The following is an 18,229-nucleotide window of genomic DNA, read 5'->3' on the forward strand; positions in this document are numbered from 1 at the left end:
TGAAAATGGTAATGAGTTCTTATTAAATAATCAATCATTCACGTAAATCGGGTAGAAAGAGGGACCATGATGGAGCTCTTGCAAATTAAAGAACTGGCAATGAAGATCAAAAGCAATGTCAATCAGGTAGTAGTAGGAAAAGATGATGTGATCGATAAGCTGCTAATTGCAATTATTGCTTCCGGACACGTATTACTGGAGGATGTACCAGGTACTGGGAAGACTTTGCTGGCCAAGGCTATGGCGAAGTCAATCAATGGGAGCTTCAAGCGGATACAGTTTACACCGGATTTACTCCCATCCGATTTAAGCGGAATTAATTTTTATAATCAGAAGCTATCCGAATTTGAATTCCGGCCGGGGCCGCTGTTCACGAATTTTCTGCTTGCCGATGAAATCAACAGGGCAACTCCGCGGACGCAGTCCAGCCTGCTGGAATGTATGGAAGAGAGGCAGGTCAGCATTGATGGAGAAACGCGGCTGTTGAATCGTCCGTTCATAGTGATTGCAACGCAGAATCCGGTGGAGAATCAAGGCACATTTCCATTACCTGAAGCCCAGCTGGATCGGTTTTTATTTAAAGTGAATATGGGGTATCCCAGCACCGAAGAAGGTATCCATATCTTGAAAAGGTTTAAGGAACACAACCCTCTGGATGTGATTACCAGTGTAGCTGAAGCAGAAGAGGTTGCTGCGGCTCAACAGCATTATGCTAAGGTCGCTGTCAGCGACGATTTGCTTTCTTATTTGCTCGCCATAGTTGAGAAGACACGAACACACGCGGATGTAGCGACAGGGGTCAGTCCCCGTGGCAGCCAAGCCTTGCTGAAGGCGGCTCAAGTGCACGCTGTACTGCGTGGAAGAGACTTTGTAACGCCTGATGATGTAAAAGCAATGGCTCCTTCCGTGTTGGCCCATCGAATTATCGTTAAGGGCTCCTACCGTTCCCGCAATGAGGCGGCGGAAGCTGTAGTTGCCGCGGTACTGCGGGAGGTTGCCGTACCCGCTGAAGAAAACCTGCTTTCCAGATAGGATGTGACGTATGGCGATCCATTGGTTTCTTATTGTTGCATTCATCATTATTGTCATACAAGCAGCGCTGTTTCGTTATTTTGGCCAGCGTGGACTCAACTATAAACGTTATTTCAGCAAAACGGCATGTTATCAAGGCGAGGAAGTGGAGCTGGTGGAACGGATTGCGAATCGCAACTTCATTCCGGTGCCGTGGCTTAGACTTGAATCTTTGATACATGCAAGCCTTAAGTTTCAAAGCCAAACAGGCCTCGATATCAATGATGGAGCGATGTTTCAAAACCATAAAAGCCTGTTCAGCTTGATGCCATTTACCCAAATTACTAGAAAGCACCGGATTGCATGTACAAGAAGAGGCTGTTACAGACTAAATACAGCAGCTTTAACATTTGGTGATTTGCTGGGGCTGTATCGAAATACGCTGCGGCTAACGCTGGATGTCGAGCTGTTGGTATATCCGAAAATAGCGGAGCTTAATCAGATCTCGATTCCGTCTCACAGCTGGCAGGGGGATATGACCGTGCGCCGTTGGATTGTTGAGGATCCTTTCATGATTTCAGGAGTCCGGGAGTACCGTTATGGCGATCCATTGAACGGGATCAACTGGAAGGCGACAGCACGAAGCGGCAGGCTGCAGGTTCACCAGCATGATTACACGGCGGATCATCGCCTTATGATTCTTCTTAATGTGGAAGATCATGAGAAGATGTGGAATCAGGTGAACGATGAGGCATTATTCGAGCAAGGTGTTTCCTATGCTGCTGCATTCGCCCAATATGCCATCGGGCAAGGAATGGAAGCAGGGTTTGGTTCGAATGCCTATTTGGTTGATATGCCTAAGCAGACGGTTCATATTGAACCGAGAAGCGGCCCTGAGCAGATGACCTTCATTCTGGAAACGATGGCCAGGCTGGTTGTAGCCCGCAGCATTCCTTTCGATGATTTGCTGGAACAATTTGCTGCACATAATCGTGGAGCCGCGCGAATGGATCTGGTCATTATTTCCGCTTATGTGAGTACGAAGATGCAATCGGCAATTGAACAGCTTGAGTACAATGGGAATGGTATTCAAGTGCTGCTTCTTCAAAAGGAAGAGAATCATTCGGCCTCAGTGGAACAGGCAGGTGCTGGAGCATGAAGCAATCCTTTTGGAAGGGTATGGGCTCGTGTGTCATAAAGGGAGGCGTGGAGCTGCTGATGGGGCTTCCACTCCTCACTATGATGGCGGTCTATTTTGTGCCAGCTGGTATCAGTATGTGGTTATGGTTCCTTTTATTGCCGCTATGCTATGCGGCCGGTTACACAGGTGGAAGCTTGCTGTCATTGCGGAAAAGATACCAGCTCTTATTATTCATTGGCATTATTGGCGCCTTGGCGTCGTTTGTGGTTTTTGATACATCTTATGGATTTTACTTGGGACTGCCGATTGCTGCATGGCTCGCAGCACGTGGAGTAAAGCTCGTTACAGTACCCTGGTATGTGCTTTTTCCAGTAACCTTTTATGGGATTGCTCTGGTGGTGTACTTTTTATGTTCTTTGATTTGGTCGTATGTCCCGGTTCTTCAACCCTACTCGTCCTTGCTGTTATGGGGAGGGCTCGCATCGCTTGCGATTACATTACTTATGACGAATCAGTCGAATATGAAACAGGAAACTTTACCCGGAGATAAAGAGCCGGTGCTTGCGACAGCCGTTGTTTGGCAGAACCGCATCCTGATTTTTATCGTATTGGCTTTGATTCTTATTGTTGTAATGTTCCGTAAGCTGCAGCAGGCGGTTATATGGCTAAAGGAGCTATTGCTAGCATGGCTGCGGGAGCTGCTTGCCCGAAATCCGGAGCCGCCACCTGCCGATAAGGCCGAGCAACCTCCTATGAATCTCAGCGGGCTAGGGGAAGGTGGTCAAGCTGCACCTTGGCTATTATGGCTGGAGAAGGCATTCATGATTTTGATTGAAACGGCATTAGTTCTGCTGCTGCTCTATATCCTTTATTTGATTGTCAGAAAGCTTCCAAGGCTATTTAAAACCTTGTACTTAAAGCTGATGGGCATACTGGCGCGAAAGGAAACTCGCAAAGGCGCTGGTGGTTATGAGGACGATGTCGAAAGCTTAATGGATTGGCAGTCGCTTCGTGATCAATTGGCTGCTCGCTTGAAGGGCTGGCTGCCGCATAAGTCAGAGCCGCTTGAGAAATGGGAGAATTTAAACGATAACAAGGAGAGAGTTCGGTATTTATATCGGGCCTGGATACTAAAAGCAGTCGGTGAAGGCTATCAGCTCAAGCGTCACCAAACACCTTTGGAGAATACGAAGGACATTCAGAAATGGGATCCTATAAAAGGGCAATCACCCGAATCATTGATTGCATTGTATGAACAAGTTCGCTATGGCGGGAAAGCTGCCGAAGATAGGGAAGTTAGCGATTTGAAGAAATCAGTTGAGAAGAAGCAATAAAACAGAAGAAGCACGGAAGTGATGCTTAAAAACGATGACGGTATCCTTTGATCATTCATAGGCATACCGTTTATTAATTTCTTATTGATAGTTTAATATTTTAACTAAAGGATTTTGAGCGGATAAATAGAATTTTCTATAGTAGAGTGGTGATAGAGAATACACTAATGAAACCGTAGAGGGATAAAACATGGATATCAATGAGCAGTTGCTGAGCGAGGCCGGTCAAATAGTAACAAAGCAGCCTGGAGAAGTTATTTTTCGTTCGGGTGAGCCAGGTGTGGACATGTATGTTGTACTTAACGGGGAAGTCGATGTTTTTTTGGAACAGGACGGCAGGACGATTCCTGTTGCAAAGCTGGGTAAAGGTGATTTCTTTGGCGAGATGTCGCTGCTCGAAGAGATGCCCCGGAGCGGGACGATTGTAGCTTCCCGTGCATGTACACTTGTGTTGCTCCAACAGAATTCTTTTCGCAAGCTGATGCAGGAGGACAGCATGCTGGCCTGGCGGGTGATGAAGGGGCTCTCGACGCGAATCCGCGGGCTAAACAGAGAACTGGCGCAAAGGATTGGACATGATTTGCAGGAGGTCTCGAAGCTGCTGCATGAGAATGCGCAAGGCTTGTCAGCAAGCATTACCCATATTGCGGCTTCAGCTCAAGAAATTGATACCAATGAGAAGCATTTGGCAGGACAAATTCAAGAGGTACAGACTATTTCCAAAAACATCAGCGAAATGTTACAATTTATTCGCAACGTAGCGAGTCAGACCCATATTCTAGGCCTGAATGCAGCGATAGAAGCAGCACGAAGCGGCGAACACGGCAGGGGCTTTGGGATCATCGCAGAAGAAATCCGTAAGCTGTCTGCGGTGTCTAAACAAAATGCTGAGAAGATTTCCGAGTTAACCGAGCTGATTAGCATTAAGATGGACGCGGTTACAGCGGCTTCACAGGATAGCGCGAGCAAAAGCAACGAGCAGGCTGACGCCACACAGCAAATGGTAGCCTCAGTAGGTAAAGTTACAGGATTAGCCGAACGGTTAACAGGCATTGCGAACTCTTTGGCATAATAGGTAGAATGATTTGTAAAAGTTGCATGATTTGTATGATTAGTAAATGAAAGAAGGATGATTTTGTTGATTACCATTTTGGAATCCAGCATGACGCACAGCAAGGAAGATGGCTACGTAGGTAAAGTAGAATTCCGCGTAGAAAACCATAAACAGCCTTATGAGATTACCCTGTACAGAAAGAAAGGTAAAGAGTGGAGCTACAGCTTGAACTTCCTGAAAGATTCCGGTGGGGAAGAAGAGATTGAAGCAGTAGAAGAGCTTCTTGAAGAGAATGATGAAATTTACGAGCTGTTGGTTGAGGCTGCAAAAAGCAAGCTGCAGGAATAGCATAAACCCCGAAGATTCTCTGATGCCGGTTGGCTCAGGGAATCTTTTTTATAACATACAAGAAAGTTACAGCACTAAAGTAAGGTACCCTTTCTAATATAAGTTTGCCGAGAGTACCCTATTTATCTCGTTAGACAAGCTGCCTATAAGGTTGAAATGTATCCTCAATGAAAGAATTTCGTTCAGAAAGCTTTTCGAAGGAATGAAGAATGAGCGAGTAACCTGCCTACTTTACTTAGATTAGAGCTGTATTAGAGCTTAAAATCTTTAATGCACCCCACGATCAAGGGGGGATTTTTATGGGATTGCGTCGATGAGCCCTGAAGGATTTTGTGCGGAACGGAGAGTTCCGTTATTCCATCTGCCGCCGCCAATCTGGGGCGATAGCGGAAGTGGGAATTCCGTTATGTTAGCCGAATTGGAGCATTTATGCACAAAACAGAGCAATAACGGAACTGGCTGTTCCCTTATTGCTCTGATTTTTGGACTCTTCAAGTGATAAAGGAACAATTACTTCCGCATTGCCCTTCACTTCCGTTGGGAGCAGTACTGGCGCCGTATGACGCAGCTTATCGGAATATCGAGCTGACTTGAACTGAAGAGACAGCGATGAGCAGAGGAATGGGGTGGAGCGGATAATTTCATTTAAAGAAAATAATAATAAATGGTAGCGGTTTCTTCTACTTCTCATCTGACGAAATCTGTTGTAACATGTGGATAAGCGCTAGCGAATAGATTAGTTATTCAACAGGAAGTTACGAACGGAGGCATACAGATGAGAGTACATGAGATTCAAATTTGCAATGACTTGCAGCCCCAATACTTGCAGGAGGTCGCTCATCAAGCAGCGAGATTCAGCTCGGATATCAAAATTAAGTTTGATCATGACAACTTGCAACTGGATGTGAAAAGCATACTGGGCATGATGATGATTCCACTGCGTTCTGGTACCAAAATCACTATTCAAACGAAGGGCAGAGATGAGAAAGAAGCAATTGACATCATGTCCGACCTGCTCGAAAACAAATCTTAGAAAAAGGTTCATCAATCAACGACAATAAACTTCAATCGGGGTCGATTAGAAGAAACATGCGGAAGCCTGAGCATTCAGGCTTTTTTTGCACCATAAACTTATCAGGAAGGTGAGAGGTGGATGAAAATTTCATTTAAGAACGCTGATACGGGCAAGTATGTAAAAGATTTCAAGTTTGTTGTAAAGCATGTATATAAGGTCGTTTACACTGACGATTTACAAGAGGCCTATCTTTACAATAAGGAAGACTTTGAAACTCCCAAAGGGGATGAAGCGGAAACCAAAATGCAGGTTCAATTGAAATGGTGCAAAGAAAAACTTAATCAAAATATAGTGCCGCTCGACGTCACGATCAGTCTATAAATAGTCGACCAATAACAGCCTTCACCTCTTACCTGGCCTTATGTTAGTTACTCTTACTTAACTAGCGTACTTTTTTTTCATTTCTTGTTGACTTTTGGAAACTCTTCTATAATGAATCAGGAAAGAGGAAAATCCAAATGCTGGGCTAAGGAGCTGACGATTCATGAAATACCGCAGACTAGGGAAAACGGAGCTAAAGGTTTCGGTAGTTGGTGTAGGAACATGGCAGTTCGGGGGAGCTTGGGGGAAGGATTTCACTCAGGACGAAGTGGATGCGATTCTTGATAAAGCTTCGGATGTCGGTATCAATCTGATTGACACAGCGGAATGCTATGGTCATCATCTGTCAGAAAGCTTTATTGGGGAATATGTGGCTCGTCGCAAAAGCAGGGCGGAGTGGATTATAGCAACGAAGTTTGGACATAACCACTCGGATCGGAATAATCCAACAAGAAATGATTGGTCGGCACAAGAAGTGCTTAAGCAGCTTGAAGCCTCTTTATCGGCATTGCAAACGGACTATGTAGACTTATATCAATTTCATTCCGGTTCAAATGAAGAGTTTGACAATGATGAGCTGTGGACCATGCTGGACAAGCAGGTGCAGGCAGGCAAAATAAGGCATCTGGGCATTTCCATCGGCAGCAACGATAATCTGCATCAAACAGATGCAGCATCAAGTGTAGACGCAAAAGCGATTCAAGTGGTTTATAACCGGCTTGATCAAACACCTGAAAATCGCGTGTTTCCTTCCTGCGAACGTCAGGACTTGGGCGTGCTGGCTAGAGTTCCACTTGCTAGCGGTTATTTAAGCGGCAAATATAAGCCGGGAGCTCAATTTGCCGATAATGACGTCCGTTCCAGGCATGATAAGGAAGTCACGGCTTTGAAGCTGCAAAAAGTACAGGAGATCCAGCAGAACGAGCTGCCGCAAGGCGTTAATATGGCTGAATGGGCTCTGGCCTGGTGCTTGCAGCATTCTGCAGTTGCCACGGTCATACCGGGCTGCAAAAGCCCTGAGCAGGTAGAAGCGAATGCAAGCGCGGCCAACCTGGAGCTGGTGAGCGAAGAGCATCCTTCTGCTTGGAAGGATACGAAGTAACGCCCCTTGAATCAACAAACAAACAAGCCTCTATTCCCACGGTCACAGTGGATATAGAGGCTTGTTTGATTAAGATATTAGGACTGTCACGTTGGAGCGGTTCTCAATGACTGGCCTTCTTTTAAGGCTGACGGCGCAATCTTGCGTCGAGCACAAAGGTACCGAACGGTAAAAGAGAAGCAATAAGTGCACCAATCACACGAAGAAAGGACCAGCGGTTCGTAAGTGTCACATGAGCGAGGGTGAGAATGTAAAGAACAAATAGCAAGCCATGGAGCATTCCGATAATTTTAACCGGCTGCGGAAAACCTGCGTAATATTTTAGCGGCATGGCAATTCCAAGGAGAAGAATAAACGAAATTCCTTCGTACAGACCGATAAGACGAAAGCGCCCTAGCGCAGTTTTTAACATAGCATTCACACCTCTTCTAAAATTATCGACTCTATCCGTATACAGTATATATGAAATAATCAATTTACTATACAGGTAGAAGAGTTTGTTCGAAAAAGGTTCACGATTCTAATGTTCACAACTTGTGATTTTACTCCATTTGCCTGCAGTGTTAAGGTGATAGTAGAGCTAAATTAAGAAAAGTTAGGAATGATATTGTTGAGAGACAGGATTGTATATCTAATTGCAGTTTGCGCTACGATAGTTTTAGGCCTTGGCTCAAGAGCTTACTCGGATCTATTGCCTGGTTTTGTTTCAAGAAATTTTGGTGACGGATTATGGGCAAGTATGATCTATTTTGGCATTCGTGTATGGATGGTCAATAAGAAATTATCGTTGGCTTTTATACTCAGCTTCCTATTTTGTTTCGCCATTGAATTTAGCCAGCTATATCAAGCCGAGTGGATAAATGGGATTAGAAGCAGTTTAATAGGTTCTTTAATTTTGGGAAGAGGGTTTTTGATAGAAGATTTAATAAGGTACAGCATTGGCATTTCAATTTCATTTTTGATAGATAGGTATGGATTTAAGCGTGTTAAATAAATTATATAGAGGTTATTCCGTCAAAGATGGAGTGTGCATAAAAGGTTTAACATCAAAGGGAAAGTACAATTTATGCAGCGCTTACAAGATGCTGTAAGTGCTCCTATAACAGCCGATTAAGCGCTTTACCTAAAATTTACGCAGAGTTTACAAAAATGGGTTGTAAGAATAATAATACGTATGTATAATAGGAAATGTGAACCAGTTAAACCGGTTTAACGATTTGATGAATCGGTGGATTAAACCAGTTGTAGGAACTGGTTTTTATTGGGAAAATCATTAAACCGGTTTAATGATTTCTTAATAATATCAGGTAGTCTAAGTTTCAGCAGGTGAATTAAAGCTTTTCTTACAATAACTGAAGTGGGGGATCGTGTGGCAACAATTGATGATGTAGCTAAAGTAGCTGGTGTTTCTAAAGGAACGGTCTCCAGTGTATTCAGCAAGAAACGTCCAATCAGCAAGCAAGTAACAGAAAGAGTGCTTGAGGTAGCTAAAGACATGGGGTATTTTCCAAATCATGTAGCACGAAGCTTAGCCATCAAGAAAACGATGATTGTTGGATTGAAAATGCCTATTTCCAAAGACAGCACAATGTCGGGTTTCGAAATTCAAATGATAAATGGTGTGATTAGAGAATGCTCGAAGCAGGGATACCGAGTATTGCTTGATTCGTTGCCTGAGCACGATGATCCGACCCAATTCTCAATTGATCCCATTGATGGCGTTATTATGCTGAATCCGAGGAAGCATGATCCCCGAATTTCTAGATACAATCAAATGAACATTCCATTGGTGCTGATCGGCAGACCCGATCCTGAGGATGCATCCATCTGCTATGTGGATAATGACAACACCAACGTGAGCCTGCAGGTTGGAAACTATTTATTGCAGAACGGCCATACTTCGATTTTGTTCCTCAATGCTGCAGCAGATATGACGGTGTCAACTGACAGGCAGAACGGATTGTATCAGGCCTTTACCCAGCATGGGAAGCCTCTTAGCAGCGTACATGTGGTGAATTATTCGAGAAAGCATCATAGCCACGCAACAGATTACGGGTACAGCGCTCTTAAAGCACTATACGGCAAACAGGAGTTTACCGCCGTAATCACTGACACGGACCGTGTTGCACTTGGGGTACTGAGAGCCGCGAGGGAGCTGGGTATCGATATTCCGGAAGACCTCTCGGTGATTGCATTAAGCAATGATGCGACGTTGGCTCAGGAGATTACGCCTAAATTGACTTCTGTCGAGCTATCGGCAGAACGGCTTGGTGCAGAAGCAGCGCAAATTCTTATAAAAAAAATGAATGACCTCAGCGTCGTAGAGCAAAGGATCATTGAAGCCAGACTGGTGATCCGTGAATCATGCCGTAAGCTGATCTAAAGCCTCATATTGAGGCGGGCACTTTTTGAAAGCGCTTTATTAACGAATTGTAAAGGCGGTGATGCCTCAGGTTGAATTGGGTTATCAGTTTATCATTAGCCATAAAACAGAACTGTCCAAGAGTAATTAACATTGGGAGGTTAATATGATTAAGAAAACTAAAGCGGTTAGTTCGATGGTAGCATTCATGCTTCTTGGTGGAGCACTTGCAGGCTGTTCCGGTGGAGATTCACCCGCGGCCAATAATACAGGCACCAGCAATAACAACACCACGACCCCTCAGCCTAAGGCGGATGCCAAGAAAGAAGATAGAGCACTGCGTATGATGTCATCCGTAATCGGCGGTAAAAATCCGGATGAGAATACGCTTTTCGAGAAAGAAATCGAACGGTTAACCGGCATTAAAGCCAAGCTGGATAAGCCTGCGTCCGATTATGATCAAAAGCTGATGGCCGCAATTTCATCCGGTGAAAAGTTCGATCTGCTGCAAGTAAGTAAAGAAAGAATGAACCTTCTGGTCGATCAGGGTGTATTAACTCCGCTGACGGATCAAGTTAAGGCTTCCAAAGTATTGCAGGATCCGGATGTTCTGCCGACACAGGAATGGGATCAGGTAAAGACGAAGGATGGTAAAATATTCGGCGTATTTACTAAATTCCAAGGCGGCACCATGCCCACAGTACGGAATGACTGGTTGAAGAAGCTGAATTTGCCGGAACCGAAAACATTGGATGATTACTATAAAGTACTCAAGGCTTTCACGGAGCAGGATCCTGACGGTAATGGAAAGAAAGACACGTATGGCTTATCAACTGCCGGCATGTATGAACTGCAAGGATTTTTCAGTGCAGCAGGCTTGAAACAGCGATATGTGGAGAAGGATGGCAAGAAAGACGTTCCTTATTCCACAGATGCTGCTATTCCAGTATATGAGTGGTTAAACAAGCTGTATAAGGAAGGTATCCTTGATCCTAACTTTGCAACGAATGATACCGGCAAAATGCGCAACCTGTTCCTGACGGACCGTGTTGGCATGATTACTTATTGGGATGCATGGGTTGGTATGCTGAACAATACGAGATTGGAGCAGGACCCGAAAACAACATTTGAAGCAAAAGGTCTACCGGGTGCTGCGGGCCCCGACGGTAAATATATGCTGCGTCGCGGAGATCCGGATGTATGGGTAATTCCTGTCAATGCAGAGCATCCCAAAACAGCGTTTGAATTTATCGAATGGTGGCATTCCAAAGATGGAATCATTCTGGGCAGCCTTGGTATTAAAGACAATGACTACACAGAAGCTGGGGGCAAATATGAGCTGACCAAAGCAGGTAAGGAACATGCAATGGATCATGGCGTACCGTTCTGGTACAACAAAAAGGTTCAACCGCCATTCGGCTTACTGCCAGGAGTTAAAGAAGCTCAGGAGCTCGTTATCAAATATGCTACTTTAGAATTGACGCCGCCAAAATGGGCTGATGCAGAAAAAATTATTAATGAATTTTCCTTTAAAGCAATTCTCGGAGAAATGCCTGCTGCTGAAGCAGTTAAGAAAATGCGCGAGCAATTAAAAGCGAAGCAACTGATCGATTAATAGCATTAAATGCATGGACGAACGGATAAGCTGTTATATCAGCATAAGAGGGGGAGTATGGTTAGCATACTCCCTCATCAATCAACTTCGAATCGGATAAGGTGGTGGCTATCGTTTGAAAGCCGTCTGGAAATATAAAACTTTGTATTTAATGATGGTTCCTATTCTCGGTTATTTCATGCTTTTTTCCTATTATCCGCTTGTTAGAGGGTTTATCATCAGCTTTCAAAACTTTCGATTAATTGGAAATCGGCCATTCGTTGGCTTCGACAATTACATGGAAGTGCTTAAAGACAGCTCTTTTTGGGATGCTCTTCAGAATACGCTCATTATCGGCTGCAGCTCGCTAGTTGTTGGATTTATTATGCCAATCGTATTGGCGCTATCATTAAGTGAAATTTTCTCTACCTGGTTTAAAAAAGTAACGCAAATGGTCGTATACCTTCCTCATTTGTTCTCATGGGTCGTCGTGGGCGGTATGTGGATTATGATGCTCTCACCTGATACGGGGATTGTGAACCAGCTGTTAATGGCGTTAGGGGCAGGCAAACCGATCAGCTTTATGTCCAGCACCATCTATGCGCGAGGGATTATGGTATTCACCTCGGTATGGAAAGAGATGGGTTTTACATGTATTTTGTACTTGGCTGCAATCGTTTCGGTCAATCCTTCGCTTTATGAAGCAGCAAGAATTGATGGCGCCAATCGTTGGCAACTGGTGCGCTTTGTGACTCTTCCTTCTCTGGTATCGACCATGAAAGTTGTCATTATGTTAAATGTGTTAAGCATCCTTCGTATGTTCGATCAGATTTTCGTCATGAGAAACGGGGCTATTGCCAAGAAAGTGGATGTAATCATGATGTATACGTATCAGAAGGGGATTCTTGAATTCAAAGTTGGTCTTGCGACAGCCTCCGGATTTTTGGTTATTTTTGCAACGTTAATCCTGACTTTTATAACCAGGGCGCTTATTCGTTATGACGATGGGGGAGACAAATAAGATGAATAATCAGTATACAAGTTTGTCGAGCCGCGTATTCGACGTTTTCAATATATTATTCCTGTTCCTGCTGGTTTCAACGATGATTATTCCCTTTATGAATACATTTGCGTTAGCGTTTTCCACGAATTTTGCTTCCATGCAGCCAGGCATTGTTTTATGGCCGAAGGAATTGAGCATAGAGGGCTTTAGTACCGTATGGAACCGGATGCAGCTGTATTTACCTTTTACCAATAATGTCATTGTTACCGCAGTTGGTACATTTGGTCATGTGCTGCTGTGTGCGATGGCGGGATATGTGCTGGTTCAACCGCTGCTTCCAGGTAAAAAGCTGATGGTATCGCTTATTTTGATTACAATGATGGTTCCGGGAGAAGCGATAATGATCCCGCTCTATGTGGTGAACAAAGAGCTTGGCTTATTAAATACATTGTCAGCGCTTATTATTTCAGGTCTCGTCTCTGGCTTCAGTGTGTTATTAATGCGCAACTTTTTTGCTACGGTTCCTATTGAAATGTCGGAATCGGCGCGAATGGACGGGGCTGGAGATATGCGGATATTCGCTACCATGTATTTGCCGCTAGCAAAGGCAGGTCTGGCGACAGTCACCTTATTTGAATTTGTAAGCCGTTGGAATCAATTTACCCCGGCGCTGCTGTACATTAGTGACCATGCCAAATATACGTTACAAATTGCTTTGAAATCGCTTATTATCGATACGGATGCTACCTCCAGTAACTTTATCATCACCACAAATGTACGTATGGCAGGCATTGTTATTGCTCTAGTTCCGCTTATTATTATTTATCCTTACGTTCAGAAGTATTTCGTTAAAGGCATTATGATAGGAGCAAATAAGGAGTAAGGGTCATTATTGCTTATAAGGAGAGAACTTTATATGAAAAAGGTTGAGCCGAAACGTACTATATCTATTTTCTCGCTTTTTATAGAACATGCTCAGCAGGGCACTTATGTAGAGCTTCCTTTTGACATGCCGAGCGATGTAGAAGAAATTCGGGTTGGCTACATAGTGGAAGCCAAGGAGGGCTCGGGCGCCGTTATCGATCTGGGAATTCGCGATTCTCATAAAGTTAGGGGCTGGAGCGGTGGCGCACGCACTTATTTTAACTTGGGACTGGAAAAGGCAACGCCAGGATACTTACCCGGTCCATTAAGTGCCGGCAGCTGGGCTGTACTGCATAATGCTTATAAAATACCTCAGGATGGCTGCACAGTTAAAGTAACGATTGAATTCACCTACGCAACGCAGCGTTGGCTTAAAGGCGATTTACACACACATAGCATTAATAGCGACGGGTCATATACATTGGAGGAAAATGCGGCAATCATGGAGCAGCTTGGCTGCGATTTCATTGCAATGACCGATCATAATACATCCAGCCAAAATCTATCTTACCCACGTGGCACAAGTGTGGTTATGATTCCAGGCTATGAGTTTACGACCAACTTTGGCCACAGCAACTTTCTTGGGGTTACAGATCCTCTTGATGATTTTCGCGTTTCCAATCAAGCTGATGTTAATGACAGATTAAGCGTAGCCAGAGAACGTGGAGCCAAGATTGTGTTGAATCATCCGCATTGCGATTATTGTCCATGGGAATGGGATTTTCAGGTGGATCATGATTGGGTTGAGGTTTGGAACGGCCCTTGGACTATGCGTAATGAGCATACCTTAAACTGGTGGCAGCAGCAGCTCGTATCCGGAAGGCGATTGACCGCGATAGGAGGCAGCGATGTGCATAGGCCTGATCCATTTGTGAAACATGCGATGCCTTGCACATGGGTATTTGCGTCATCCAAAACCGTAGAAGGGATTCTGAATGGTATTGATAAGGGACATGTGTTGATAAGCTATTCCCCTGAGGGTCCGTTTGTAGAGCTGGAATGCGGGACCTATAAGATTGGTGAGGTTGTACCGGAGTCTGAGAGTAATAGAACGATCCGGTTGCAGGCAGAGAATCTGAAGGCAGGGGACAGAGTAAAGCTGATCAGCAGCAGCGGGGTTGAGCAGGAAGTAATAGCCCCCGATGGTGAAAATGGAATGGTTGAACTTAGGTTTGAAGCGGATCATGTGACATTTGTTCGGGCAGAGGTATGGAGGCATTTTAAAGAGACCGACTCTTTATTGATGGCTGCTTTAACGAATCCCATTTATTTTGATTAATAGACTAACTTCTTGAGGTGATTTAGTTGAATATGACGGTCATGTCTTTTAATTTACGATACAATACGCCGAATGACGGAGAAAATATTTGGCCGAACCGAGTCGATCGTGTCGCAAGCATTATTAAGGATCATAATCCGCTTATCATCGGTACTCAAGAAGGCTACCATGTCATGCTGACCGGACTAAACGAGCGGTTAGAGGATTACGCATGGGTAGGCAATGGGCGGCTGGGTGAGCATGAGAATGAACATTGTGCTGTTTTTTATAAAAAAACAGAGCTTACCGTACGGCATCACGGGCAGTTTTGGCTGTCGGAAACGCCCTATGAAGTAGGCTCCAAGAGCTGGGACAGTATGCTGCCGAGAATATGCACCTGGGTACACTTTAAGCATCATGAGAGCGGCAGAGAGTTTCTTGTTTATAATACGCACTTGGACCACTTTGGCCAGACAGCCAGAGATCGGGGTTCCGTACTCATCTGGGATACTATCAGCTCACATAGAACTGAGTTTGGTTTACCGCTTATTCTGACGGGAGACATGAACAGTCATCCCGATCATTTTCCAATCCGCTTTTTGCGGGGGGAAACGGACTATCAAGGCCGCCAGACTTGGCTAAAGGATGCTTATGCAGCGTTACCGGGTACTATTGGACTAACCGCTCACGAATTTAAGGGCGGAGATGAGGGAGAGCCGATTGACTATATTTTTGTATCTCCCGAAATGGAAGTTATGGAAACTAAGGTTGACCGCAGAGAGATCAATGGAGGATACCCTTCTGATCATTACCCGATTGTGACATTCATTCAGATTAATGATGATGTCTTCAAGCAGCAGGCATAAGCCGACAATTAGACCGACAAGAAGACAGACTGGTTCGGTGTTAAGCAGAGAAAAGGAGACAGAGCCCATGAACGATCGTTTGGAAAAAATATATGTGGTTTTTAAAACACATTTTGATATCGGTTTCACGGGTTTGGTATCGGATGTAGTTCACAAATACAAAACCGAGATGTTGAAAGACGTTATTGCAATTTGCGATAAAACCAAAGATAACGAACCGAATGAAATGTATGTGTGGACAATGTCGGCGTGGCCTTTGCTGCAATCCTTGCAGGGAAGCGATGAGCAGGATAAAGCCAGCGCTTTGAAGTTTATGGAAAGTGGTCAATTAATATGGCATCTGCTTCCTTATACGACCCATACCGAATTTTGCGGCCTTGAGGAGTGGATTCGGGGAATGTATGTTTCTCGCGGCTTAAGCGAGAAGTTTGGATACCGACCCATGGATGCAAAAATGACCGATGTTCCAGGACATACCTGGATTGTTCCTTCCTTACTGAAAAAAGCGGGCGTAAACATCTTGCATCTGGGCTGCAACGGGTTCTCAACGCCTCCCGATGTACCGCCGGTATTTTTCTGGGAAGGCCCGGATGGGGAGAGGCTGCTCACCTTTTATTCCAAAGGCGGTTATGGTACCGGCATATTGCCTCCCGAGGAGTGGACGCATCCGGTATGGCTCGCTTTGATTCTTACAAGCGACAACCATGGGCCGCATGAAGCATCGGTAATCGAAGATATGAAAGCTTCGATTGCCGAAAGCGGGCTGCAAGCTGAGCTGCATATCGGCAGCTTGAACGATTTCGCCGCGGATTTCTTGTCAAGAAATCCGAACCTGCCTGTAATCCGCGGGGATTTGGCGGATGCATGGATTCACGGCGTTGGCTCGGCACCGCGTGAGGTTTCCCGCGTGCGGGAGCTGAGAAGCCGCATCGCGGCTGCTGAAAGCGCGCTGGTGCTCAGCATGCTTAGCGGCGAGACAAGCGATGTTGGCGGGGCTGCAGGCCATTCGCAGCAGATCAAGGGCAAAATAGACGAGAGCTACGAGCATTCTCTCTTGTTCGGTGAGCATACGTGGGGGATGGATTGCAAGAGCTTCTTATTCCCCAGAACTTATGATAAGAAGTCGTTCCTCAAGGATAAGAGCAGTGAACGGTACCTCAAGATGGAGCACTCCTGGCAGGAGCAGATCGATTATTTGAATAAAGCGGAAGCTGCGCTTGATGCTGCGGTCGAAATGCTTAGCGGTAGCGGCAGTAACATTGTGAGAGAAGCCAGCGATAAAAAAACGTATCGGGTATACAATTATTTGGGCTGGTCACGCGATGCGCTAGTTCTACTGGAGAACCTGGAAAGCCCCGAAGAAGATGAAATCTTTATCGATTGCATCAGCGGCGAGAAGCTTGTTTGGAGCCATGCCAGCAACGGTATTATCTTAGAAGTGAAGCAGCTGCCAGCTCTGGGATATAAAACGATTGCTTGTATCAGGCAAGCAGAGCTTCAAGCAGCGTTCAAAGGTTCGGCGGTTGAGGTTGCTGCAGCCGTTGATACGCGATCAAACCTGCTAAAGGGGTTCATTAACCACCAAGAAGCTGTAATAGAAAATGCATTTGTCAGGGTGCAGGTAGACTGTCAGACCGGATGGATCACCAGCTTATATGACAAGAAGCAGCAGAAGGAATGGGTAGAAGAAACGTCCTCCTTTGGCTTCGGGCAGTATGAATACAATATTTATTCCAGTGAAGAAATTACCCGGTATATTAAGAAATATGCATATCGGTTTCATGATTGGGGGGTCCATGACTTTGGTAAAACGGATTATCCTGAGCAGCAAAAGCGGTTATCGTTTACAACTGAGCTTAGTGAGATACGTCTTATTGAAGAATCGGATTACGTACGATTGGTATGTAAAGCTTCGAGCATTCCATCATCCGTTAATGAGTATGGCAATGCCAACGAGACGGTATGGAGCATCACCCTAACAGAGGACTCACCTAATGTTGATATGGAGTGGAAGCTGACCGGCAAAGAGGAAACGCCTATGGCTGAATCCGGTCACATCCTGTTTCCGTTGAAGCTGGATAATCCAAGCTACCGAATTAACAAAATGGGCAGTGTTATAGATCCCTGCACGGATATTGTACGTTCGTCCAGCACATTGCTGCAATGCTGTGAAAACTTCGTAGATGTATCGGACGGAACCGTGGGAATGGCAATCGTACCGCTCGATTCACCTTTATTTTTTATTGGACGGAACGGGATGTGGGATTATGAGCATGATTACAAGCCCGAGAAGCCCGAGATCAACTTCAATCTATTCAATAATTGGTGGGGAACCAATTTCCCACAATGGGTTGGCGGCAGCTTAAGCTATCGATACAGGCTTATCCCGCATAAAGGGGACTGGGTTGAGGGCTCCGTATGGAAGCAAGCCCAAGAAGCAATGACGCCTGTTTCTGGCGTACCTGTTAGCGAGGAACATTCGCAAACCGCATTTACCGATTTTTTGCCTAATGGATTGGAAGGTATGGCAGTAACATGCTTAAAGCCTGCTGAGGATGGAGACGGATATATTCTACGCCTTCGTGATTGGTTAGGGCAGAGCCGCGAGGTTACAGTTGGTATTGCAGTACAAGCCAATGAGGTTCTTAAAACAGATTTACTAGAATATGAGGCCAAGGTAAACACATGTGTATTAATCGAAAGTGAAGATGCAAGCATGAATCAAATTTGCTTTCAAACAGAGCCGTTTGAAATCCATACTTTCCGAATTCGTTAATTTCGTAATTTTCCTAAATCTATTAGAACCCTTGTCGAGGCTTGCTAAGCAGGCGGGACA

18 protein-coding genes are annotated in these 18,229 nt (G+C 45.0%); 16 read left to right on the top strand and 2 right to left on the bottom strand.

Annotated features, from left to right (window positions below):
* Nucleotides 1-66 precede the first annotated feature (66 nt).
* The 5 genes from ACFQ0C_RS23795 (at nt 67) to ACFQ0C_RS23815 (ending at nt 4,888) form a co-directional block, all read left to right on the top strand.
* Nucleotides 67-1,032 carry an AAA family ATPase gene (locus ACFQ0C_RS23795; protein WP_379370240.1) on the top strand — a complete coding sequence of 322 codons (966 nt, stop codon included), beginning with the start codon at nt 67-69 and terminating at the stop codon, nt 1,030-1,032.
* A 10-nt stretch (nt 1,033-1,042) separates the two neighbouring features.
* On the top strand, nt 1,043-2,170 hold the full coding sequence (locus tag ACFQ0C_RS23800) for a DUF58 domain-containing protein (RefSeq protein WP_379370242.1): 1,128 nt from the start codon (nt 1,043-1,045) through the stop codon (nt 2,168-2,170).
* Nucleotides 2,167-3,486, top strand: a complete 1,320-nt coding sequence (locus ACFQ0C_RS23805; RefSeq protein WP_379370244.1) for a hypothetical protein — start codon at nt 2,167-2,169, stop codon at nt 3,484-3,486. Before ACFQ0C_RS23800 ends, ACFQ0C_RS23805 begins: the two co-directional genes overlap by 4 nt.
* A gap of 190 nt (nt 3,487-3,676) precedes the next feature.
* Nucleotides 3,677-4,558, top strand: coding sequence for a methyl-accepting chemotaxis protein (locus ACFQ0C_RS23810; RefSeq protein ID WP_379370246.1), 882 nt, complete (start codon nt 3,677-3,679; stop codon nt 4,556-4,558).
* Nucleotides 4,559-4,624: 66 nt separating this feature from the next.
* Complete coding sequence (locus ACFQ0C_RS23815) at nt 4,625-4,888, top strand: hypothetical protein (RefSeq protein WP_379370248.1); 264 nt, start codon at nt 4,625-4,627, stop codon at nt 4,886-4,888.
* A 427-nt stretch (nt 4,889-5,315) separates the two neighbouring features.
* On the opposite strand, the gene ACFQ0C_RS23820 is transcribed toward ACFQ0C_RS23815, so the two are convergent.
* On the bottom strand, nt 5,316-5,579 hold the full coding sequence (locus tag ACFQ0C_RS23820; protein ID WP_379370250.1) for a hypothetical protein: 264 nt from the start codon (nt 5,577-5,579) through the stop codon (nt 5,316-5,318).
* Nucleotides 5,580-5,663: 84 nt separating this feature from the next.
* On the opposite strand from ACFQ0C_RS23820, the gene ACFQ0C_RS23825 reads away from it, so the two are divergent.
* The 3 genes from ACFQ0C_RS23825 (at nt 5,664) to ACFQ0C_RS23835 (ending at nt 7,386) form a co-directional block, all read left to right on the top strand.
* The gene (locus tag ACFQ0C_RS23825) at nt 5,664-5,921 is read left to right on the top strand and encodes an HPr family phosphocarrier protein (RefSeq protein ID WP_258213312.1); all 258 of its coding nucleotides are present in this window, start codon (nt 5,664-5,666) and stop codon (nt 5,919-5,921) included.
* Nucleotides 5,922-6,041: 120 nt separating this feature from the next.
* Entirely contained in the window at nt 6,042-6,284 is a 243-nt protein-coding gene (locus tag ACFQ0C_RS23830; RefSeq protein ID WP_379370252.1) for a hypothetical protein, read from the top strand.
* Nucleotides 6,285-6,447: 163 nt separating this feature from the next.
* Complete coding sequence (locus tag ACFQ0C_RS23835) at nt 6,448-7,386, top strand: aldo/keto reductase (protein WP_258213310.1); 939 nt, start codon at nt 6,448-6,450, stop codon at nt 7,384-7,386.
* 121 nt (nt 7,387-7,507) lie between these two features.
* Here the strand turns inward: ACFQ0C_RS23835 and ACFQ0C_RS23840 are convergent, their stop codons facing one another.
* The gene (locus tag ACFQ0C_RS23840) at nt 7,508-7,798 is read right to left on the bottom strand and encodes a DUF3817 domain-containing protein (RefSeq protein WP_379370255.1); all 291 of its coding nucleotides are present in this window, start codon (nt 7,796-7,798) and stop codon (nt 7,508-7,510) included.
* A 198-nt stretch (nt 7,799-7,996) separates the two neighbouring features.
* Between ACFQ0C_RS23840 and ACFQ0C_RS23845 the strand changes: the two genes are divergently transcribed.
* The 8 genes from ACFQ0C_RS23845 (at nt 7,997) to ACFQ0C_RS23880 (ending at nt 18,169) form a co-directional block, all read left to right on the top strand.
* Nucleotides 7,997-8,380 carry a ribosomal maturation YjgA family protein gene (locus tag ACFQ0C_RS23845; protein ID WP_379370257.1) on the top strand — a complete coding sequence of 128 codons (384 nt, stop codon included), beginning with the start codon at nt 7,997-7,999 and terminating at the stop codon, nt 8,378-8,380.
* 375 nt (nt 8,381-8,755) lie between these two features.
* Nucleotides 8,756-9,769: a LacI family DNA-binding transcriptional regulator gene (locus ACFQ0C_RS23850; RefSeq protein ID WP_379370259.1), complete on the top strand. Its 1,014-nt coding sequence runs from the start codon at nt 8,756-8,758 to the stop codon at nt 9,767-9,769.
* Nucleotides 9,770-9,914: 145 nt separating this feature from the next.
* Nucleotides 9,915-11,363: an extracellular solute-binding protein gene (locus tag ACFQ0C_RS23855; protein WP_379370261.1), complete on the top strand. Its 1,449-nt coding sequence runs from the start codon at nt 9,915-9,917 to the stop codon at nt 11,361-11,363.
* Nucleotides 11,364-11,478: 115 nt separating this feature from the next.
* Nucleotides 11,479-12,363, top strand: a complete 885-nt coding sequence (locus ACFQ0C_RS23860) for an ABC transporter permease subunit (protein ID WP_379370263.1) — start codon at nt 11,479-11,481, stop codon at nt 12,361-12,363.
* A 1-nt stretch (nt 12,364) separates the two neighbouring features.
* Nucleotides 12,365-13,228, top strand: a complete 864-nt coding sequence (locus ACFQ0C_RS23865) for a carbohydrate ABC transporter permease (protein WP_379370265.1) — start codon at nt 12,365-12,367, stop codon at nt 13,226-13,228.
* A gap of 33 nt (nt 13,229-13,261) precedes the next feature.
* A complete protein-coding gene (locus ACFQ0C_RS23870) occupies nt 13,262-14,548 on the top strand; it encodes a CehA/McbA family metallohydrolase (RefSeq protein WP_379370267.1) in 1,287 nt (428 codons plus the stop codon).
* A 32-nt stretch (nt 14,549-14,580) separates the two neighbouring features.
* A complete protein-coding gene (locus ACFQ0C_RS23875) occupies nt 14,581-15,393 on the top strand; it encodes an endonuclease/exonuclease/phosphatase family protein (RefSeq protein WP_379370269.1) in 813 nt (270 codons plus the stop codon).
* Between the two features lie 67 nt (nt 15,394-15,460).
* Nucleotides 15,461-18,169: a DUF5054 domain-containing protein gene (locus ACFQ0C_RS23880; protein ID WP_379370271.1), complete on the top strand. Its 2,709-nt coding sequence runs from the start codon at nt 15,461-15,463 to the stop codon at nt 18,167-18,169.
* Nucleotides 18,170-18,229 lie beyond the last annotated feature (60 nt).

The sequence above is a fragment of the Paenibacillus sp. GCM10027630 genome (genome assembly GCF_042676305.1).
GTDB lineage: Bacteria > Bacillota > Bacilli > Paenibacillales > NBRC-103111 > Paenibacillus_S.